This is a genomic window from Oerskovia merdavium, assembly GCF_014836755.1.
Taxonomy (GTDB): domain Bacteria; phylum Actinomycetota; class Actinomycetes; order Actinomycetales; family Cellulomonadaceae; genus Oerskovia; species Oerskovia merdavium.
In genome coordinates, this window is record NZ_JACSQF010000012.1 from 34,688 (window position 1) to 53,518 (window position 18,831).

Sequence of the window (18,831 nt, forward strand, 5' to 3'; positions counted from 1 at the left end):
CCCCCCCCCCCCCCCCCGTCCTGGAACCGCCCGTCGGCACCGACTGCGGCTCGACAGAATGTCCCCATGACTCATCCCACGCCCGAGGCCCTGGTCCGCGAGTTCTTCGCCGTCGTCCGCTCGGGCACGGCCCCGCACCGGGCCGGTGACTTCATGGCTCCCCGCGTGCGCGCCCACCAGGTCCAGGCCGAGGCGCCGACCACGGTCGAGCGCACGCCCGAGCAGTACGCCGAGCACGTCGAGGAGATGCTCGCGGCGTACGGGCCGTTCCGGCTCACGGTCGACGAGGTCCTCGCCGCAGGCGACAAGGTCTACGTGCGGTGGACGCAGGAGGCGAACCACGTGGGCGAGGTCGACGGCCACGCCCCGACAGGTCGGCCCCTGGTCCAGGTCGCGAGCTGCGTGTACCGGGTCGAGGACGGGCTGATCGTCGAGTACTGGATGCAGATCGACAGGGCAGGCCTGACGGCACAGCTCGCCGCGGGCTGAGCCGACCGACCGCACGGGGCCGCACGGGCCGTCGTCGTCCCAGGTGGCGGTGCGACACTGGGGCGATGACCGCATCCCCGCTCTCCGCACCGGCGCTCGCCGGGGCGCGGGCGGTCGACGGCTCTCCCGACCCGCTCCCCCTCGCCCTGCACTCCGAGCGCCCGCTCGACCTGCACTCGACCCTCGCCAAGCTCGTGCGCGGCCCCCACGACCCCACGTTCCGCATGGTGCCGAGCGGCCCGCGGGCCGGTCTCTGGCGCACGAGCCTCTTCCCGACCGGACCCGTGACCTACCGCCTGGTGCAGGCGGGGGTGCGTGACGTCGTCGGGCAGGTGTGGGGGCCCGGTTCCGGTGAGCTCGCGGCGTCGCTCCCGTCGCTCCTCGGGGAGCCCGACGACGCAGCCTCCTTCGAGCCCCCCGCCCGCCTCGCGGACGCGCACCGCCGGCACCCCGGGCTGCGCGTCCCCCGCACCGGGCGGGTGCTCGAGGCCCTGGTGCCCGCGGTCCTCGAGCAGAAGGTGCAGACCGTGACCGCGCACCACGCGTGGCGCCGGCTGGTCACGCGGTTCGGGACGCCCGCGCCGGGACCCGCCCCCGACGGGATGCGCGTGGTCCCCGACGCCCGGACCTGGGCCACGATCCCCACGTGGGAGTGGCACCAGGCCGGTGTCGACCCGCGGCGGGCACGGACCGTGGTCGAGTGCGCGCGCGTCGCGCGACGGCTCGAGGAGTGCGCCGCGATGGAACCCGCTGCCGCGCAGGCGCGGTTGCAGCTCGTGCCCGGGGTCGGGGTGTGGACGGCCGCCGAGGTCGCGCAGCGGGCGCTCGGCGACGCGGACGCGGTGTCGGTCGGGGACTTCCACCTGGCCAAGGCCGTCGGGTGGGCGCTGACCGGCGAACGGACCGACGACGCCGGGATGCTGCGGCTGCTCTCCCCCTACGCACCGCACCGGTACCGCGTCGTGCGGCTGCTCGAGGTGTCGGGGCTGGGGCACGCGCCGCGGCGAGGGCCGAGGCTGTCGATCCAGGACCACCGGGGGAACTGAGCACGAGGTTCCGTGCGGTCGAGCACGAGGTTGCGGTCGCTGTGGCCGTCACAACGACCGCAACCTCGTGCTCGGCACCGCTCCCCGGCCCCGGCACCCGCCCCCGCGCCCAGTCCGGCCGCTCCTCGACACCGCCCGGCCGGGAGATGACACCGTGTTGTGAACGATCCCACGGCCTTCGCCGCGCCCCATCACCCGACGCTCCCAGCCGATGAGGTTAGCCTTACCTCTAGCACCGTCTTTCCCCGCGCAGCATCGACCGAGGAGCATCATGTCTCGCACCATCTCTCGACGGCTCCGGCCCGCGGCACTGGTCGCCGCGACCGTCGCCACCGCCTTCGCGCTCGGCGCCTGCTCGGGCGGGTCGACCGACGCCGCCTCGACGCCCGCCACCGACGCCGCCGCGTCCGAGGGCGCCTTCCCCGTCACGATCGACAGCGCGCTCGGCGAGGCCGTCATCGAGTCCAAGCCCGAGCGCGTCGTGACGTGGGGCTGGTCGACGCAGGACGCCGTCCTGGCGCTGGGCGTCGTGCCCGTCGCCATGCCCGCCTACACGTACGGCGGCAACGAGGACGGCGTGCTCCCCTGGGTCGCCGAGAAGCTCGACGAGATGGGCGCCGAGACGCCGACCCTGCTCTCGGGCGGCGACACGAGCGAGGTGCCGTTCGAGGAGGTCGTCGCGGCCGAGCCCGACGTCATCCTGGCCCCCTACTCGGGCATCACGCAGGAGGAGTTCGACAAGCTCTCCAAGATCGCGCCCGTCGTCGCGTACCCGGACCAGCCGTGGGCGCTGTCCTGGCAGGACCAGCTCGACATCGTCGGGGACGCCCTGGGCCTGTCCGACGAGGCCGACGCGCTGATCGAGGAGACGAACGCCGGCATCGCGGCCCAGGCCGCCGAGTTCCCGGTCATCGAGGGCAAGTCGTTCCTGTACGCGGCGGCCAACACGGCCGACCAGCTCAACGTCTACCGCGCCGAGGACCCGCGCGTGCAGGTCGTCGAGGACCTGGGCATGACGCTCTCCCCGAGCGTCGAGGAGCTCGACGCCGACCCGACCGCCGGCACCTTCTGGTACCCGCTGAGCTACGAGAACGTCTCCAAGATCGACGCCGACGTCCTCATCATGTACTTCGCGACGCAGGCCGACGTCGACACGTTCGTGGCCGACCCGGTCATCGCCGCGATGCCCACCGTGGCCGAGGGCCGCTTCGCCCCGATCGTCGGCGAGTCGTTCGTCATGGCGTCGAGCGCCCCCACCGCGCTCTCGATCCCGTGGATGCTCGACCAGTACGTGCCGCAGCTCGCGGCCGCCGCCGAGAAGGTGTCGTAGTCTCGCACCACCCATGAGCACGACCCACAGCACAGACGCCGGCACGGGCCGGGCGACCTCTCGTCGCCCGGCCCGTCGTCGGCGTCTCGTCATCGGACTCGCCACCTTGCTCGTCGCGCTGGCCGCGGTGTGCGCGCTGAGCCTCGCGGTCGGGGCCAACGCCCTGCCCCTGAGCGTCGTCGTGGACGCCCTCACGAGCTACGACCCGACCAACCCCGACCACCTCGTGGTGATCGAGAAGCGCGTGCCCCGCACGCTCGTGGGCCTGGTCGCGGGGGCTGCGCTCGGCGCCGCGGGCACCCTGATGCAGGGCCTGACACGCAACCCGCTCGCCGACCCGGGCCTGCTCGGCATCAGCGCGGGAGCCTCGCTCTTCGTGGTCGGCGCGATCTCGTTCTTCGGCGTCTCGCAGGTCGGCGGCTACGTGTGGTTCGCGTTCGCCGGCGCGGCGGTCGCGGCGGCCGTGGTCTACGGCGTCGCGAGCGTCGGTCGCGAGGGTGCGACGCCCGTCAAGCTCGCGCTCGCCGGAGCGGCCGTGACGGCGGCGCTGACGTCGGTCGTGACCGCGGTCCTCCTGGTCGACCGCGCGGCGCTCGACCTCATGCGCTTCTGGCAGGTCGGCTCGCTCGCGGCCCGCGGCTCGACGGTCGTGTGGCAGGTGCTGCCGTTCGTCGTCGTGGGCCTCGTGCTGGCCCTCGGGCTCGGGCGATCGCTCAACGGCCTGGCCCTGGGCGACGACGTCGCCCGCGGTCTCGGCCAGGACGTGACCCGCACGCGGGTCGTCGCGGGCATCGCGATCGTCCTGCTGTGCGGGGCCGCGACCGCGGCCGTCGGCCCCGTCGCGTTCGTGGGGCTCGTCGTCCCGCACGTGGCGCGCTACGTCGTCGGCCTGGACTACCGGTGGGTGCTGCCCTACGCAGCCGTCGCGGCGCCCGTGCTGCTCATCGGGTGCGACGTGATCGGCCGCGTCGTGGCCCGGCCGGGCGAGCTCCAGGTCGGTGTGGTCACGGCCGTCGTGGGGGCGCCCCTGTTCATCGCGCTGGTCCGGCGCGGGAAGACGGTGTCGCTGTGAGCGCCCCGGTCACCGTCCCGCACGGCGTGCCCGACGGCGCCGATCGCCCGGGCGTCGACGTCGCCCGGGCCTCGCGTCACCGCGGGCGGGTGCGCGAGGCACGCCTGGTCACGGGCCTGTCGGTCGCGCTCGTGGTGCTCGCGGCGGTCGGGCTGACGCTGGGTGACGCGGCCGTCCCGCTGTCCGGCATCCTCGACACGGTCCTGGGCCGTGCCGACGTCCTCACGCAGTTCGTGGTCGTCGAGCTGCGCCTCCCCCGCCTCCTGACGGCGCTGGTCGTGGGGGCCGCGCTCGGGCTGTCGGGCGCGCTGTTCCAGTCGATCGTGCGCAACCCGCTCGCGAGCCCCGACATCATCGGGATCACGCAGAGCGCGAGCGCTGCGGGCGTCGTGGGCGTCGTGGTCCTGGGGATCAGCGGGCTCGCGCTCACGGGGCTCGTGCTCGCCGGGTCGCTCGTCGCGGCCGTCGCGATCTACCTGCTCGCGTGGCGCGGCGGCGTGGCCGGGTACCGGCTCGTCCTGATCGGGATCGGCGTCGCGGCCCTGTGCATGAGCGTGGTCTCGTGGGTCCTCACGACGAGCGACGTGCGCGACGCGCAGGCCGCGCTCGTGTGGATCACGGGCTCGCTCGCCCGCTCCGACTGGTCGACGCTCAACCCGCTGCTCGTCTGCTTCGCGGTGCTCGTGCCGCTCACGGCCTTCCTGGCCCCGCGGCTGCGCTCGCTCGAGCTGGGCGACGACGCCGCGGCCGCGCTCGGCATCCGCGTCGAGCGCTCCCGGCTCCTGCTGATCCTCGTGGCCGTGGGGCTCGCGGGGTCGGCCGTCGCGGTCGTGGGCCCCGTCGCGTTCGTCGCGCTCGTCGCGGCCCCCATCGCCCGACGCACCCTGGGCGACGGCCGGCTCGCGCTCGTGCCCGCGGCGCTCGTGGGCGCGCTGCTCGTGCTCGGCTCCGACCTCGTCGCACAGTTCGCGATCCCCGACGTGACGCTGCCCGTGGGCGTCGTCACGGGGATCGTCGGCGCCCCCTACCTGCTGTGGCTGCTCGTGCGCACCAACCGTTCCGGACGCGGAGGCTGAGAATGACCGACCACCCCGAGACCCCCGGGGGCGCGCCCGAGGCGAGCGACGCCGTCGGGCACCGTGCCGACGCGCGCACCGCCGGGACGCACACGCTCGCAGCCGACCACGTGTCGCTCGCGTACGACGAGCGACGCGTCGTCGAGGACCTGAGCCTGACGATCGCGGCGGGGAAGATCACGTCGATCGTCGGCTCCAACGGGTGCGGCAAGTCGACGCTGCTGCGCGGCCTCGCACGCCTGCTCAAGCCCGTGGGCGGGGCCGTCCTGCTCGGCGGCGAGGACATCCGCACGCTGCCCACCAAGCAGGTCGCGACCACGCTGGGCCTGCTGCCGCAGAGCCCCGTGGCCCCCGACGGCATCACGGTCGCCGACCTCGTGGGCCGCGGCCGCTACCCCCACCAGGGCTGGTTCCGGCGCTGGACCGCGGGCGACGACGAGGCCGTGGCCGACGCGCTCGCCTCGACCGGCACGCTCGACCTGGCCGAGCGGTCCGTCGACGAGCTCTCGGGCGGGCAGCGGCAGCGCGTGTGGATCGCGATGGCGCTCGCGCAGCGCACCGACCTGCTGCTGCTCGACGAGCCGACGACGTTCCTCGACATCGCGCACCAGATCGACGTGCTGGACCTGCTCGTGGACCTCAACGAGTCGCGCGGCACCACGGTCGTCATGGTGCTGCACGACCTCGACATGGCGTGCCGCTACTCCGACCGCCTGGTCGCGATGCGCGACGGCCGCGTCCACGCCGAGGGCGCGCCGGGCGACGTCGTCGACGCCCGGATGGTGCGCGAGGTGTTCGGCCTGGACTCGCTCGTCGTGCCCGACCCGATCACGGGGACGCCGACCCTCGTGCCGATGGGGCGCCACCACCGGGGCTGAGCCTGCGTCCCGTCGACGGTGCTGCCGAGAACGTCGACGGCCCTGCCCAGAACGGGGTTGCGGTCGATCTGAGCCTCAGGACGACCGGAACCCCGTTCTCGAGCGCACGGAACCTCGTGCTCGGCGGGAGCGGGTCACTCCGGGAGAGCGCACACCCCGTCGACGCACACCGCGGCGTCGTCGTTGCCGATCATCGTGAACGGCGCGGCGGCCTCGGCGGCCGAGACCGTCATGAGGGTCGTGCGACGCGGGTTCGCGATCGAGTGGAAAGGGCTGTCCTGAGTGGTGTCAGTCATGGGATCTCCTGAAGTCACGTGCTGCGATGCTCGTGGCGGGTGGGCGGGCATCGTCTCGAGGGGAGGACGGATGCACTGCCACCGAGGACCAGCGACGCTGCGGGTTTCCCGACAGTCTGGCTGATACTCGGTCGCATTTGCTACCGCTCCTCCTGTGATCTCGGTCGCATTCCACGCGGTAGGTGGCGTGCGTCCCGAGGAGGACGGAGCGGACGGTCAGGCCACAGACTCCGCGGCGTCCGCGACGACCTGGTCGAGGACCTGCGTGAAGACTGCCGGGTCCTGCGCGCCCGAGACCCCGTACTTTCCGTTGAACACGAAGAACGGGACGCCGCTGATGCCGTAGGCGCGAGCCTGCGCGATGTCCTGCTCGACGGCGTCCTCGAAGTCACCGTTCTCGAGGGCCGTGCGGACCTCGTCGGCGTCCAGGCCGACCTCTGCGGCGAGCTCCGCCAGGTCGTCGACACGGCCGACGTGGCGACCCTGCTCGAAGTACGCCTTGAGGAGGCGCTCCTTCATCTCGACCTGCTTGCCGCGGGACTTCGCGAAGTGCAGCAGCTCGTGCGCCTTGAGGGTCTTGGTGTGCTGGAGGGCGTCGAAGTCGTACGCGAGCCCCTCCGCCGCCGCGACGGTCGTCATCTGTCCGAGCATCTGCTCGACCTGGCCAGCGGGCATGCCCTTGTGCTTGGCCAGGAAGTCGACCTCGGTGCCCTCGAAGTCGACCGGGGTGTCCGGTGCGAGCTCGAACGAGTGATACTCGATCTCCACCTCGGGGGCGTCGTCGCGGCCCGAGAACCCGGCCAGCGCCGTCTCGAAGCGGCGCTTGCCGACGTAGCACCAGGGGCACGCCACGTCGGACCAGATGTCGACCTTCACCTTTTCGCTCATGACGGGTTTCAACGACCGGGACGTCCTGGGGATTCCCCGGGACGGTGTGATCCTGCCGACGGACGCCTCTGCGGCGTCGGCGGTGCCCGGCCGGGCGGCCGGGCAGCCGGGCGGCCAGCCGGCTCAGCCCGCGTGCCGCGCCCGGTAGAGGTCCTGCAGCACCATGATCTCGGCGCCGTGGTGGATGAGCTCGCGGTTCATGTGGAGCACGAGGTGGCCGAACGGCGCCTGCGCGTCGATCTCGGTCGCCTGGCCGAGCCCGACCGTGAAGACCTGGTCCTCGGGGAGCGAGTCGACGCCGTCGCGCCACAGGTCCACCCAGCGCGTCAGACCCGTGATCGCGGGATCCACCTCACCCGAGAACGCGACGGCGTCCCGCCGGGCGATCCTGTCGCCGAACGTCCACTCCCACCGCTCGAAGAACGCCTCGGTGAGGTGCGCGACGAGCCAGGCGATGGTCCGCGGCTGGGGCGAGTCGGAGCCCTCGGGCCACTCCATGACCCACTCACCGACCCCGAGCGTGCGGGGCGTGCGCTCGTCGCCGCGCCGCACGACGCGCAGCGCGTCGGGCCCGGGCTCCCACTCGAACTCCTCCTGCTCGAGGGTCACGAGCCGTCCCAGGACCTCGAGCCACGAGAAGCCGAGCTGGCCGCGCACCATGGCGAGCGGGGTCGGGACGGTCAGCACGGACCAGTCGAAGGCGGGGCTGCCGTAGGTCGCGTCGTCGCTCATGCGTGGCTCCTGGGTGCGGGGTCGGGGTTCGCTCGTGCCCGACGGCGCCGCGCGCCCCGGGCGTCCTGCTCTCCTCCGCGATCATCCCCCGGGGCCCGGGTGGTCCGCCTGCGGGAGCGGCGGTCGGCCGGCGGCGCGCGCCCGCCGCCGGCCACCAGGCCACTCGGCCTACGTGAGGGACAGGAAGAGCTTCTCGAGCTTCTGGACGTCGGCCGGGCCGTTCTCGTCGTCCGTGAGGCACTGCTTCATGCCCGACGCGATGATCGCGAACCCTGCGCGGTCGAGCGCCTTGGACACCGCGGAGAGCTGCATCACGAGGTCGGCGCAGTCGCCGCCCTCGTCGACCATCCGCACGACCGCGGCGAGCTGCCCCTGGGCGCGCTTGAGCCGGTTCGAGACCTTCTTCATCTCGCCCTTGTCGAGCTCCATGACTCTTCCTCTCATCGCACGCACGCGTCGCGCGTGCTGCTCGTGCGCTGCACCAGCCCGAACAGGACAACAGCCAGCGCGGGCAGCGCCATCCCGACCTGGTGCGGCGCCTGGCCCACCAGGAACGCCGCCGCGAGGACGGTGCCTCCCGAGACGGCCGCGCACGGCGAGCACCCGAGGGTATCCCGCCATGACTCGCCCCGGGCCGGGACGTAGCTCGCGAGCGTGAGGCCACCGACGACGGCGACCACCGCGAGCAGGGCGACCCACCCGGGCATGGCCGCGGGCGTCCATCCGCCGCCCGCCTGCACGAGCAGCCAGAGCAGGCCGGGCGCGAGGGCGGCGCCGACCACGAGCCGGCGCCTCCCCCACACCTGCCGCCGGACCTGCACCGCGACCGGCCCTGCGGTCGCGTCGGCGCTCACGCCGGGCAGGTGCCGTCCGGGTGCCGTCGCCGCATCGACGAGGGGCTCGGTCACGACCTGTTCGACCCGAACAGCCTCGCGAGGAACGAGCCCTGGGGCGCGCCCTGGGACGGCTCGGCCGCGTGCCCCTCGCACCGGTCCTTGCGCGGGACGCCCCGCATGACGTCGTCGACGTGCTGGCCGCAGCCGGCCCACGTCGTCTTGCCGCACTTCTTGCAGGTCACAGCTCTGCACATGGTGATCCTCCTGATCGGGTTGATGATCAATATACCCCCCGGGGTATAGTCGTCCCGAACCCCAGGAGGAAAGCATGAAGATCGTCATCGTCGGAGGAGTCGCGGCGGGCATGTCCGCGGCCACCCGTCTGCGCCGTCTCTCGGAGGACGCCCAGATCGTCGTCCTCGAGGCCGGCGAGCACGTCTCGTTCGCCAACTGCGGTCTGCCGTACTACGCGGGCGGAGTCATCGAGGAGCGCGACGCGCTCCTCCTCCAGACCCCCGAGTCGCTCGCGGCCCGCTTCCGGATCGACGTCCGCGTCCGCCACCGCGTGACCGGGGTCGACGCCGCCGCCCGCACCGTCACGGTCCGCGACCTGACCACGGGCCTGGACCACGTCGAGAACTACGACCGCCTCGTCCTGAGCCCCGGCGCGCGCCCGATCGTCCCGCCCGCGCCCGGCATGGAGCGCGCTCTCGTGCTGCGCGACGTGTCCGACGTCGACCGGATCGTCGCCGCGATCGAAGGCAGCGCGGCCGATGGCTTCCCCGTCGGCGCCGGCGTCGACGCGCCGACCGGCGCAGCCGACCCATCGGAGACAACCGACCCGACCGGCGCACCTGCGCCCCTGGGCGAGCCCTCGACCGACCACCTCCGCGCGCCCGCCCGCTCGGTCGTCGTGATCGGCGGAGGGTTCGTCGGGGTCGAGGTCGCCGAGAACCTGGTCCACCGCGGCCTGGCCGTGACGCTCGTCGAGCTCTCCGACCAGGTCCTGGCTCCGCTCGACCCCGAGATGGCGGTCCGCGTCCGTCAGGAGCTCGAGGCCCACGGCGTGGACGTCCGTACGTCCACGCAGGTCGGCGCGCTCGGACCTGGCACGGCCGAGCTCACGTCCGCGGACGGCTCGCCGCGCGGCGAGGTTCCTGCTGACCTCGTGGTCGCCGCGATCGGCGTCCGACCCGACGTCGAGCTCGCGGTCCTCGCGGGCGCCCAGGTCGGCCCTCGCGGCGGCATCCTGGTCGACGAGGACCTGCGCACCTCGGTCCCCGACGTGTTCGCCGTGGGCGACGCCGCGACCAAGCGCGACGCCCTGGCGGCCTCGGGCACGGGCTCGGCCGACGAGCCCACGCTCGTCCCGCTCGCGAACCTCGCCAACCGGCACGGCCGCCACGTCGCCGACGTGATCCTCGGTCGCCGCACCGGCATGCGCGCCTCGGTGGGCACGGCCGTCGTCGGGGTGTTCGGCCTCACGGCAGCGGCCGTGGGACGCAACGAGAAGCGCCTGCGCGCCGAGGGCCGCCCCTACCGCGCGATCCACACGCACCCCGCCCAGCACGCCGGCTACTACCCGGGGGCGAGCCAGATGGCCCTCAAGCTGCTGGTCGACCCCGAGACCGACCTGATCCTGGGCGCCCAAGGCGTCGGGCGCGACGGCGTCGACAAGCGCATCGACGTCCTCGCCACGGCCATCGCGGGCGGCCTCACCGCCTCCGACCTGGCCGACCTCGAGCTCGCGTACGCCCCGGCGTACGGCTCGGCCAAGGACCCCGTCAACATGCTCGGCTACGTCGCCGACAACCTGCGCGCGGGCGAGACCCGCAGCGTCCAGTGGCACGAGCTCGACGTCCTCGTCGCCCGGGGGGCGACCCTGGTCGACGTCCGCACACCGGGCGAGCACGCCCGCGGGACCGTCGAGGTCGCGGGCCGCGCAGGCGACGACGAGCCCGGTGACGACCGTGCCGGTACGGACATGCTGCCTGCCCTCAACGTGCCGCTCGACGAGCTGCGCGCACGGGCCGCGGCCGAGATCCCGACCGGGGCAACCGTCGTCGTGCACTGCCAGGTGGGGCAGCGCGGGCACACCGCCGCGCGCCTCCTGAGCCAGCTCGGCTACGACGTGCGCAACCTCGACGGCGGGTACCTCACGTGGCGCGACGGCACGCTCGCACGCCGGGTGAGCGACGCAGCCGAGGCCGAGGAGCTCGCGGGCGCCAGGGCCTGACCCGGCCGGCGGCGGTGCCGGGGCTGCCTACGATGGTCGGGTCCCCGCACCCGCTGCCGGCCGCGCCGCACGGCGCGGCACTCGCGGCCCGTGCGCCAGCAACCCCGGCAGGAGCACCATGCCCGTCCGTCCCCGCACCGTCCTGCTCGTCTCGGTGGGCGTCGCCGTCGTCCTGCTCGCCTCGCTCGTGGTCTTCCTGTCGATCGTGGGCCTCGACGGCGTCGCCTGAGCCGGGCGCCGTCGCGGCTCTCGCCCGACGGCGGCGGTCGGTCGGACCGGTCAGACGACCTCGTGCGCCCCGGACCACGACGCCACGGTGCGCTGGTCGGAGGTCTGGAGCGTGAAGGACGTCAGCGGCAGGTTCCCGCTGCGCTTGCGTGACCGGACGACGTCGAGCGCCGCCTCGTCGCTCTCGGCCTCGAACGGTTCGCCTCGCAGCGCAGCGGTGACCGTCAGGATCGAGTAGGTAGTCATGACCGTCGAGCCTAGAGGTACCGACCGGCATCCGACGACCCCCGACTCCGTCACACCCCGCCCGTCCCCGGCCCCTGCGCGGGGCGACGCGAGCGCCCTGCGGGTGCTGCGCCGTCGGGCCTGAGGGATGCTCGGAGGACCACGTCCCGACTGCCCGGAGGCCCCCCATGCCCGACCCCCAGCTCGTGCTCCTGCGGCACGGCGAGACCGAGTGGAGCCTGACCGGGCAGCACACCGGGACGAGCGACATCCCCCTGACCCCGCACGGCGAGGAGCAGGCGCGCGGCGCCGGGGCGTTCCTCGCGGGGCGCCGGTTCGCGCTCGAGCTGCGCAGCCCCCTGCTGCGCGCCCGACGGACCGCCGAGCTCGCAGGCTTCCCCGACGCGGTGGCCGACCCGAACCTCGCCGAGTGGGACTACGGTCCGGTCGAGGGACGCACGGCCGACGACGTGAGCCGTGAGCTGGGGCGGGACTGGCTCATCTTCCGCGACGGGGTGCACGTCGTCCCCGGCGCGCAGGGTGCGGCAGGCACGGCGGGGACCTGGCCCGGCGAGACGCTCGACGACGTCGCCGAGCGTGCGCGAGCCGTCGTCCGGCGCGTCGAGCCCGTGCTGCACGACGGTGGCGACGTGCTGCTCGTCGCGCACGGGCACCTGCTGCGCGTGCTCGCGGCCGTGTGGCTCGAGCTGGGCCCCGCGACCGCGGCACGGTTCGAGCTCGGGACCGCGAGCGTGAGCCTGCTCGGCCACGGCCACGGCCTGCACACCATGGAGGGCTGGAACCTGCCGACGGCGTGAGATGGCACGATGCTCCCCATGAGCGTCAACAAGAACCTCGCCGAGGGCGAGACCGTCGTCATGGAGCTACGGACCCACCCCAAGGCCCTGTTCCTGCCGATCCTCGTCCTGATCCTGATCGTGGGCGCCGCGACGGCCATCCTCTGGTTCTCGCCCGAGCACCCCGTGGTGCTGTGGGGCACGCTCGGCGTCGCCGCCGTCCTGGCGGTCGTCTGGGTCGTGGTGCCGCACCTGCGCTGGCTGACCACGAACTACACCATCACGACCAAGCGTCTCTCGACCCGGACGGGCATCATCACGCGTACGGGCCGTGACATCCCGCTCTACCGCATCAACGACGTCACGTACGAGAAGGACCTGGTCGACCGCATGTTCGGCTGCGGGACGCTCATCATCTCGGACGCGACGGCCAAACCGGGCATGACCCTGCCCGACGTCCCGCGCGTCGAGGAGGTCCAGGTCCGGCTCCACGAGCTGCTGTTCGCAGCCGACGACGGCTCGGACGACGGCGAGTGGCCCCCGAGCGAGCCGACGCGCCCGACGCGCTGAGCCACCCGGACTCCCGACGGGTCAGCGGACGGCGCGCTCGGTCCGCTCCCGCATCTCGGCCGACAGCCGGATCTCGCCCTCTGCCTCGGACGCCAGGAGCCGCCGCGCGACCTCGACCGTCGTCCCGGCGACGCGCGACCCGAACCAGTCGGCGATCGTCACGCCGTGCGAGGGCCGGAACACGACCTCGACCGCGTCACCGGCCCGCACCTCCCCCGTCGTCACGACGCGCAGGTACGCGCCCGTCCGGTTGGCGTCCGTGAACCGCTTGACCCAGCGGTCCTCGCCCAGGCGCCGCGCGAACGTCGAGCACGGGGTCCGCGGCTGCGTGACCTCGAGCACCGCGGTCCCGACCTGCCAGCGCTCGCCGATCAGCGCCCCGCTCGCCGCGACGCCGCGCGTGCGGAAGTTCTCGCCGAACAGCCCGGGAGCGACCTCGTAGCCGAGCTCGGCCGACCAGTGGTCCGCGTCCTCCTGCGAGTACGCGTACACGGCCTGCTCCTCGCCGCCGTGGTGCGCACGGTCGGCCTGGACGTCGGCGTACAGCCCCAGGGGACGGACCTTGACGGGCCCCTCGACGGGTCGCTTGTCGATCGCGGTCACACCGACCGCGCCCGCGTCGGGCAGCAGCACGTGCACGCGGCACACGGCGAGGAGCTCGCCGGTCGCGCCGAGCGGCGCGCCGGGACGGGTGGGGTCCGGGGTGGCGGTGGTCATCGGAGGATTCTCCCAGGTCCGCCCGCCGCGTGGACAGCTCGCGCCACCGTCGGGCCCCACCGCGCGTGATGCCCACCCGGCCGACAGACTGGAGCGATGGCCAAAGGTGTTCTGCGACTCAAGTCCGTCGAGGAGTCCCTCGCGTCGCTCGACGACCCGGAACGCTCGCTCAAGCGGGACCTCAACGCCTGGGACCTCGCGGTCATGGGCGTCGCGGTCGCGGTCGGGGCGGGCATCTTCTCGGTGGGCGCCACTGCGGCGGCGAACTTCGCCGGGCCCTCCGTCATCATCTCGTTCGTCATCGCCTCGATCGTGTGCGCGCTGGCCGTCATGTGCTACGCCGAGTTCGCCTCGGCGCTGCCCATCGCGGGCTCGGCCTACACGTTCTCCTACGCGACCATGGGCGAGCTCGTCGCGTGGATCATCGGCTGGGACCTCATCCTGGAGATGCTGCTCGCGGCGGCCGTGATCGCGAAGTTCTGGGGCATCTACCTCTCCGACGCGTTCTCGCTGTTCGGCGTGGACCTGCCGCTGAGCATCCCGATCGGCCCGGTCGACCTCGAGTGGGGGCCCGTGTTCATCGTCGGCGTCTTCACGACGCTCCTCGCGATCGGCACCAAGCTCAGCAGCCGCATCAACAGCGTGTTCACGGTCATCAAGGTCGCGATCACGCTGTTCGTGATCGTCGTGGGCTTCTTCTACGTCAAGGCCGAGAACTACACGCCGTTCATCCCGCCGTCGCAGCCCGCACCCGAGAAGACGGCGCTCGAGCAGCCCCTGTTCGGGTTCCTCACGGGCCTCGAGCCCACGACCTACGGCGTCATGGGCCTGCTCGCGGGCGCGGCCCTCGTCTTCTTCGCGTTCATCGGGTTCGACGTCGTCGCGACCACGGCCGAGGAGGCCAAGAACCCGCAGAAGACCATCCCCAAGGGCATCCTCAGCGGACTCGCGGTCGTCACGGTGCTGTACATCCTGGTGACGCTCGTGGTCACGGGCATGGTCCCGTACACGGACCTCGCGGCCTCGGACGACCCGTCGCTGACCACGGCCTTCATCCTGGTGGGCGCGGACTGGGCGGGGCGCGTCATCTCGGTGGGCATCCTCATCGGTCTGACGACCGTGATCATGGTCCTGCTGCTGGGACTCACGCGCGTCATGTTCTCGATGAGCCGCGACGGCCTGCTGCCGCGCGGCGTCTCCAAGACTTCCCACCGCTTCCACACCCCGGTCCGGCTCCAGGTCGGGGCGGGCATCGTGGTCGCGCTCATCGCGGGGCTCGCGCAGGTGGAGCTGCTCGAGGAGATGATCAACATCGGGACGTTGTCGGCGTTCGTGCTCGTGAGCTTCGGCATCCCGATCCTGCGCCGCTCGCGCCCCGACATCGCGCGCGGCTTCCGCGTTCCGTGGTCGCCCGTGCTGCCCATCTTCTCGGGCGTCGCGTGCCTGTGGCTCATGACGAACCTGACGACGCTCACGTGGCTGCGGTTCCTCGTGTGGGTCGTGATCGGGCTCGTGATCTACGCGTCGTTCGGGTACCGGAACTCGCTCCTGTCCAAGCGCAACGTCGCGGCGCGCGAGGCCGAGGAGGCCGCCGCCGCGCGTGGGCCGGGGGCGCCGGGCGATCCTGCTCCGCCTGCCTGACCGTCCGTGCACGACGGCGCCCCCTCCCCCGGCGAGAGTCGCACCGGAGGAGGGGGCGCGGTCTGACAACCAGATCAGCAGGTGAGCGCCGCGTAGTCGACCGTGTAGGTCTCCTGCGAGCCCGCGTCGTCCCACGCCTTGACGGTCACGCTGCCCGCCGGGAGCGAGCCGGACCGGGCGCTGAACGACTGGTGCACGTTCTTGTCCGGGTTGACGTGGTTGAACGTCTTGGTGCCGAACGGCGTCGTGAAGAGCACGTCGAGCGGCCGGTCCTCACCGTTGATCGCGACGACCGAGAGCGTGGCGACCTTGCCCGTGCAGCGCGCGGTCGCCGTGAGCCCCGTGAGCTCGGGGTCGACGGGCGAGACCACGCCGTTGATCGCCGACGTGTCGGCCGCGAGCGACGCCGTGGCGTGCGCGATCGCCTTGGCGTTGATGTCGAGCGCGACCGGGTCGATGTTCTCGATGTCGTCGTTCACCGAGTGGTAGTTGGGGTCCTGCCAGATCCCCGCGGTGCCGCCGAACAGCGCGACCTCCGCGTCGGTCTTGATGTCGTCGGCCCCCGTGAACAGGCCCGAGGCCGGGACGCCGTTCGCGATGAACGCCTGGTAGTCCGACCGGCCCGAGAACTCCGAGTCGACCCAGGCCTGACCGATCGAGTCGAAGTAGTCCGTGAACACGTCCTCGGTCTCGGGCGAGCCCGGCGGGACCTCGACGGGCGCCGGGTAGGTGGACTCGTCGGCGTCGTAGACCCCGATCACGTAGTTCGGCGAACCCACCATGTCGAAGTTCAGGTAGGTCGCGATCTGGTCGAGCGTCGTCGGGTCGTTCGCGACCAGGTCGTCGACGTAGTGCGTCGACCCGACCAGGCCCACCTCCTCGGCCCCCCACCAGGCGAAGCGCACCTGGTTGTCGAGCGGGCCGCCGTGCTCGGCGAGCTGGACCGCGGTCTCGAGGATCGCCGCGGAGCCCGACCCGTTGTCGTTGATGCCCGGCCCCTCGGGCACGCCGTCGAGGTGCGCACCGAGCATGACGACGTTGTCAGCCCGGCCCGTGCTCGTCTCGGCGAGGATGTTGAAGGTCGTGTGCGAGACGATCGACGTCTGGAGCACGTAGGTCGCGTCGGCCGGGCCGCCCGCGAGCGCCGCGAGGATGGCCTGACCCGCGGCCTGCGGGATGCCGACCGCGGGTACCCAGTCGTCGCTGGGTGCACCGAGCGTCGGGTTGATGGCGCCGATCGTGTTGTTGTAGATGATGACGGCCGAGGCACCGGCCTCGGCGGCGAGCTGGACCTTGAGGCCGAACGCGCACGTGCCGCGGCTGATCAGAGCGACGCCGCCCGTGGCCTGGACCCCGGCCCAGTCCTCGGCCGTGCAGCCGTGCTTGAGGGCGTCGACAGGCTGGACGAGCGGGCCGGTGACGCCGCCCGCCGGGGTGTCGGGGGCGAACTCGGCGGGGTAGACGTCGGCGGTGACGGCGACCCCTGCTGCCGTGAGCGAGAGCTCGTCGACGTTCAGGTCGTCGAACGAGAAGTACTGGCGCTCGGGCGTGTACCCGGCGTCGGTCAGGACCTGCTCGACGTACGCGGCGCTGGCCTCGTAGCCGGGGGTCTCGATGGCGCGGTTGCCTCCGTTGGCGTCCGCGATGGCCTGGAGCTGCTCGAGGTGCTGCATGACGGCCGCGCCCGAGACGTGGTCCTCGAGCGGGGCGGGCGGGGCAGGCGGGGCTGCCGCTGCCGGTGGGACGAACACCGCGGCGAGCCCCAGGCTCAGCGCGGCGACGGACGGGACGATCGGACGTGTTCTCACACTCGTTCTCCTCCACTGGTCCCCCACGCAGGCGACCGCACACTCGGCGCGACGTTGCGGGGAGTTCGGTTGTCGCGAGCGTAAGGGCAGCGGGCAGAAGACGACAGAGGAAAGCAGGGACTTAACACGATACTTACCGCGTCGTCCTTTTTCAGGTGACTTCCGGGACCGCACGGATCCCGAGCCCTCCGGCTCGCGCCGGGCCCCGTCTCGCGGGGTGTCGCGCCGCCCTCCCGGCGCTCGCCCCTGACAGGGTGTGCGCATGGATCCGGACTACTCCCTGGCGGTGCGCGCCGCGTGCGAGTTCATCGGCACGGCGATTCTCATCATCATCGGCAACGGCACGGTCGCGAACGTGCACCTCAAGGGGTCCAAGGGGTACCGCGGCGGCTGGAGCCTCATCGCGATGGGCTACGGGTTCGGTGTCATGATCCCGGCCCTGATGTTCGGCGGGATCAGCGGGAACCACATCAACCCGGCGTTCACGATCGGGCTCGCGACGTGGGGCATGTTCCCGTGGGCCGACGTCGCTCCGTACGTGGTCGCGCAGATGCTCGGGGCCATGGCGGGGCAGCTCGCGATCGTCGCGACCCACAAGCCGTACTACGACCGCACCGAGAGCTCCGCCGACGTGCTCGCGACCTTCTCGACCGTCAACGCCGCGCACAGCCGCGTGAACGGGTTCGCGAACGAGCTGCTCGGCTCGGTCATCCTGTTCTCGTGTGCGCTGGCGATCATCAACTCGCCCCTGACGACGACCGAGCCCGGTCTGGCGCACCTCGCGCTCGGCTTCCTGGTGTGGGGGCTCGTCGCGGGGCTCGGCGGCCCCACGGGGCCCGCGCTCAACCCGGCCCGTGACCTCGGGCCGCGCATCGTGCACGCGCTCCTGCCCCTCAAGCACAAGGGGCCGTCCGACTGGGGCTACTCGTGGGTTCCGGTCGCCGCGCCGCTGATCGCAGGGGTCATCGGTGTGGGCTGCTGGAAGCTGCTGCTGGGCTGAGCAGTGCCGCTGCCCGACGGCGGAGCGAGCGCCCTGCCGTCGGGTCGCCCGAGGTCAGCCGAGGGGCGCCCGCGGCACGCGCGACGCGCCGTCGGGTCTCGGCCGAGCCGGGCACGGGCCTGGGTCCCGGGCAGACGTTTTTCTGCACAGCCACCACAATGGTGGTGGCTACGCAGAAACACGTCTGCCCCCGGGGAGCACCGCATCCCGTGTGTGCGGTGCGCTGCCGGCGCCCGCAGCCGGCGAGTGCGGCCAGCACCGCGGCTCCGGTGGGCCAGCCGACGCCCGTCACAGCCCCGCGATCAGCTCCAGCACCGCGGCCAGGACCTCGTCGAACTCGCGCTCGGGCTGGAACACGAGCCACTCGAGCCCTGCGACGAGCGTCGCCCCGAACACCGAGGCCGCGAGCAGCGACACGTCCGCGCCGGGCCGCTCCTCGCGCAGCGCCGCGGCGTAGAACTCGATGACGCGTGCGCGGATGTGCCCCACGGTCTCCTGCCACTCGCGCCCGACCCGGAAGACCTCGGCCGCGAGGAGCTTCGCGAAGTCCGGGTGGGCGCGGATCTGCTCGAGCAGCGACGCGATGAGCGCCGCGAGCGCGGCCTTGCCGTGCAGGTCGGCGCGGGCCGACTCGAGCGTGAGGGTCAGTCGTTCGAGGCCGCCCGCGAGCGCCGCCTCGAACACGTCGGACTTGGACCCGAAGTTGTAGTAGACGCTGCCCTTGGCCACGCCCGCCGCGGACGCGATGTCCTCGACGGACGTGGCCGTGAAGCCCTGGTCGGCGATGAGGCTCACGGCCGCGTCGATGATCTGCTGCCGGGTCCCGGCGCGACGGGCCGCGAAGGCCTGCTCGCGCCGGGTCCCCGTCGGGGCGCCGGACTCCGCGGTGGCTCCCGGCTCAAGGGGCCCGACGGCGTCGCGTCCGTCCGCCGTCGGGTCCGCCTTGGTCGTCGTCATCGTTCGTCC

The 18,831-nt window shown here is 72.9% G+C and carries 21 protein-coding genes; 11 read left to right on the forward strand and 10 right to left on the reverse strand.

Annotated features, from left to right (window positions below; genetic code table 11):
- The first annotated feature begins 66 nt into the window (after nt 1–66).
- From H9641_RS12415 to H9641_RS12440, 6 genes are all read left to right on the forward strand, one after another.
- Complete coding sequence (locus H9641_RS12415; RefSeq protein WP_191804210.1) at nt 67–489, forward strand: ester cyclase; 423 nt, start codon at nt 67–69, stop codon at nt 487–489.
- A gap of 65 nt (nt 490–554) precedes the next feature.
- Nucleotides 555–1,535, forward strand: a complete 981-nt coding sequence (locus tag H9641_RS12420; RefSeq protein WP_225220412.1) for a DNA-3-methyladenine glycosylase family protein — start codon at nt 555–557, stop codon at nt 1,533–1,535.
- A 271-nt stretch (nt 1,536–1,806) separates the two neighbouring features.
- Nucleotides 1,807–2,865, forward strand: coding sequence for an iron-siderophore ABC transporter substrate-binding protein (locus H9641_RS12425; RefSeq protein WP_191804211.1), 1,059 nt, complete (start codon nt 1,807–1,809; stop codon nt 2,863–2,865).
- A gap of 13 nt (nt 2,866–2,878) precedes the next feature.
- Complete coding sequence (locus H9641_RS12430; protein WP_191804213.1) at nt 2,879–3,937, forward strand: FecCD family ABC transporter permease; 1,059 nt, start codon at nt 2,879–2,881, stop codon at nt 3,935–3,937.
- The gene (locus tag H9641_RS12435; RefSeq protein WP_191804214.1) at nt 3,934–5,013 is read left to right on the forward strand and encodes a FecCD family ABC transporter permease; all 1,080 of its coding nucleotides are present in this window, start codon (nt 3,934–3,936) and stop codon (nt 5,011–5,013) included. The genes H9641_RS12430 and H9641_RS12435 overlap by 4 nt, the downstream gene beginning before the upstream one ends.
- A 2-nt stretch (nt 5,014–5,015) precedes the next feature.
- On the forward strand, nt 5,016–5,891 hold the full coding sequence (locus H9641_RS12440; RefSeq protein ID WP_191804216.1) for an ABC transporter ATP-binding protein: 876 nt from the start codon (nt 5,016–5,018) through the stop codon (nt 5,889–5,891).
- 134 nt (nt 5,892–6,025) lie between these two features.
- Here H9641_RS12440 and H9641_RS12445 read toward each other — a convergent pair whose 3' ends face one another.
- From H9641_RS12445 to H9641_RS12470, 6 genes are all read right to left on the reverse strand, one after another.
- Nucleotides 6,026–6,187: a hypothetical protein gene (locus H9641_RS12445; protein WP_191804218.1), complete on the reverse strand. Its 162-nt coding sequence runs from the start codon at nt 6,185–6,187 to the stop codon at nt 6,026–6,028.
- A 216-nt stretch (nt 6,188–6,403) separates the two neighbouring features.
- Entirely contained in the window at nt 6,404–7,075 is a 672-nt protein-coding gene (locus tag H9641_RS12450; protein ID WP_191804220.1) for a DsbA family oxidoreductase, read from the reverse strand.
- Between the two features lie 123 nt (nt 7,076–7,198).
- Entirely contained in the window at nt 7,199–7,807 is a 609-nt protein-coding gene (locus H9641_RS12455) for a DinB family protein (RefSeq protein WP_225220413.1), read from the reverse strand.
- Between the two features lie 168 nt (nt 7,808–7,975).
- Nucleotides 7,976–8,236 carry a metal-sensitive transcriptional regulator gene (locus H9641_RS12460; RefSeq protein WP_191804221.1) on the reverse strand — a complete coding sequence of 87 codons (261 nt, stop codon included), beginning with the start codon at nt 8,234–8,236 and terminating at the stop codon, nt 7,976–7,978.
- Nucleotides 8,237–8,247: 11 nt separating this feature from the next.
- Nucleotides 8,248–8,715, reverse strand: coding sequence for a hypothetical protein (locus H9641_RS12465; RefSeq protein WP_191804223.1), 468 nt, complete (start codon nt 8,713–8,715; stop codon nt 8,248–8,250).
- On the reverse strand, nt 8,712–8,897 hold the full coding sequence (locus tag H9641_RS12470) for a hypothetical protein (protein ID WP_191804225.1): 186 nt from the start codon (nt 8,895–8,897) through the stop codon (nt 8,712–8,714). The genes H9641_RS12465 and H9641_RS12470 overlap by 4 nt, the downstream gene beginning before the upstream one ends.
- A 74-nt stretch (nt 8,898–8,971) precedes the next feature.
- On the opposite strand from H9641_RS12470, the gene H9641_RS12475 reads away from it, so the two are divergent.
- Nucleotides 8,972–10,879 (forward strand): FAD-dependent oxidoreductase, encoded by a 1,908-nt coding sequence (locus tag H9641_RS12475; RefSeq protein ID WP_191804227.1) that lies wholly within the window; start codon nt 8,972–8,974, stop codon nt 10,877–10,879.
- A gap of 279 nt (nt 10,880–11,158) precedes the next feature.
- Here the strand turns inward: H9641_RS12475 and H9641_RS12480 are convergent, their stop codons facing one another.
- Nucleotides 11,159–11,353, reverse strand: a complete 195-nt coding sequence (locus tag H9641_RS12480) for a hypothetical protein (protein ID WP_056652938.1) — start codon at nt 11,351–11,353, stop codon at nt 11,159–11,161.
- Nucleotides 11,354–11,520: 167 nt separating this feature from the next.
- Between H9641_RS12480 and H9641_RS12485 the strand changes: the two genes are divergently transcribed.
- Together H9641_RS12485 and H9641_RS12490 are read left to right on the forward strand one after the other, a co-directional pair.
- Nucleotides 11,521–12,150 (forward strand): histidine phosphatase family protein, encoded by a 630-nt coding sequence (locus H9641_RS12485; protein WP_191804229.1) that lies wholly within the window; start codon nt 11,521–11,523, stop codon nt 12,148–12,150.
- An 18-nt stretch (nt 12,151–12,168) separates the two neighbouring features.
- A complete protein-coding gene (locus H9641_RS12490) occupies nt 12,169–12,699 on the forward strand; it encodes a PH domain-containing protein (protein ID WP_191804231.1) in 531 nt (176 codons plus the stop codon).
- A gap of 21 nt (nt 12,700–12,720) precedes the next feature.
- Here H9641_RS12490 and H9641_RS12495 read toward each other — a convergent pair whose 3' ends face one another.
- A complete protein-coding gene (locus H9641_RS12495; RefSeq protein ID WP_191804233.1) occupies nt 12,721–13,416 on the reverse strand; it encodes an MOSC domain-containing protein in 696 nt (231 codons plus the stop codon).
- 96 nt (nt 13,417–13,512) lie between these two features.
- Here H9641_RS12495 and H9641_RS12500 point away from each other — a divergent pair, with 96 nt between their 5' ends.
- Nucleotides 13,513–15,057, forward strand: a complete 1,545-nt coding sequence (locus H9641_RS12500; RefSeq protein WP_191804235.1) for an APC family permease — start codon at nt 13,513–13,515, stop codon at nt 15,055–15,057.
- A 74-nt stretch (nt 15,058–15,131) separates the two neighbouring features.
- Here H9641_RS12500 and H9641_RS12505 read toward each other — a convergent pair whose 3' ends face one another.
- A complete protein-coding gene (locus H9641_RS12505) occupies nt 15,132–16,865 on the reverse strand; it encodes a M20/M25/M40 family metallo-hydrolase (RefSeq protein ID WP_318244557.1) in 1,734 nt (577 codons plus the stop codon).
- A 262-nt stretch (nt 16,866–17,127) separates the two neighbouring features.
- On the opposite strand from H9641_RS12505, the gene H9641_RS12510 reads away from it, so the two are divergent.
- A complete protein-coding gene (locus tag H9641_RS12510) occupies nt 17,128–17,865 on the forward strand; it encodes an MIP/aquaporin family protein (protein WP_191804239.1) in 738 nt (245 codons plus the stop codon).
- A gap of 288 nt (nt 17,866–18,153) precedes the next feature.
- Here the strand turns inward: H9641_RS12510 and H9641_RS12515 are convergent, their stop codons facing one another.
- Nucleotides 18,154–18,822: a TetR/AcrR family transcriptional regulator gene (locus tag H9641_RS12515; protein ID WP_191804241.1), complete on the reverse strand. Its 669-nt coding sequence runs from the start codon at nt 18,820–18,822 to the stop codon at nt 18,154–18,156.
- Nucleotides 18,823–18,831 lie beyond the last annotated feature (9 nt).

Bases quoted from the DNA above. Each gene is read 5' to 3' on its own strand.
- H9641_RS12415 (WP_191804210.1), top strand. From the start codon at position 67: ATGACTCATCCCACGCCCGAGGCCCTGGTCCGCGAGTTCTTCGCCGTC.
- H9641_RS12420 (WP_225220412.1), top strand. From the start codon at position 555: ATGACCGCATCCCCGCTCTCCGCACCGGCGCTCGCCGGGGCGCGGGCG.
- H9641_RS12425 (WP_191804211.1), top strand. From the start codon at position 1,807: ATGTCTCGCACCATCTCTCGACGGCTCCGGCCCGCGGCACTGGTCGCC.
- H9641_RS12430 (WP_191804213.1), top strand. From the start codon at position 2,879: ATGAGCACGACCCACAGCACAGACGCCGGCACGGGCCGGGCGACCTCT.
- H9641_RS12440 (WP_191804216.1), top strand. From the start codon at position 5,016: ATGACCGACCACCCCGAGACCCCCGGGGGCGCGCCCGAGGCGAGCGAC.
- H9641_RS12445 (WP_191804218.1), bottom strand. From the start codon at position 6,187: ATGACTGACACCACTCAGGACAGCCCTTTCCACTCGATCGCGAACCCG.
- H9641_RS12450 (WP_191804220.1), bottom strand. From the start codon at position 7,075: ATGAGCGAAAAGGTGAAGGTCGACATCTGGTCCGACGTGGCGTGCCCC.
- H9641_RS12455 (WP_225220413.1), bottom strand. From the start codon at position 7,807: ATGAGCGACGACGCGACCTACGGCAGCCCCGCCTTCGACTGGTCCGTG.
- H9641_RS12460 (WP_191804221.1), bottom strand. From the start codon at position 8,236: ATGGAGCTCGACAAGGGCGAGATGAAGAAGGTCTCGAACCGGCTCAAG.
- H9641_RS12470 (WP_191804225.1), bottom strand. From the start codon at position 8,897: ATGTGCAGAGCTGTGACCTGCAAGAAGTGCGGCAAGACGACGTGGGCC.
- H9641_RS12475 (WP_191804227.1), top strand. From the start codon at position 8,972: ATGAAGATCGTCATCGTCGGAGGAGTCGCGGCGGGCATGTCCGCGGCC.
- H9641_RS12480 (WP_056652938.1), bottom strand. From the start codon at position 11,353: ATGACTACCTACTCGATCCTGACGGTCACCGCTGCGCTGCGAGGCGAA.
- H9641_RS12485 (WP_191804229.1), top strand. From the start codon at position 11,521: ATGCCCGACCCCCAGCTCGTGCTCCTGCGGCACGGCGAGACCGAGTGG.
- H9641_RS12490 (WP_191804231.1), top strand. From the start codon at position 12,169: ATGAGCGTCAACAAGAACCTCGCCGAGGGCGAGACCGTCGTCATGGAG.
- H9641_RS12495 (WP_191804233.1), bottom strand. From the start codon at position 13,416: ATGACCACCGCCACCCCGGACCCCACCCGTCCCGGCGCGCCGCTCGGC.
- H9641_RS12500 (WP_191804235.1), top strand. From the start codon at position 13,513: ATGGCCAAAGGTGTTCTGCGACTCAAGTCCGTCGAGGAGTCCCTCGCG.
- H9641_RS12510 (WP_191804239.1), top strand. From the start codon at position 17,128: ATGGATCCGGACTACTCCCTGGCGGTGCGCGCCGCGTGCGAGTTCATC.
- H9641_RS12515 (WP_191804241.1), bottom strand. From the start codon at position 18,822: ATGACGACGACCAAGGCGGACCCGACGGCGGACGGACGCGACGCCGTC.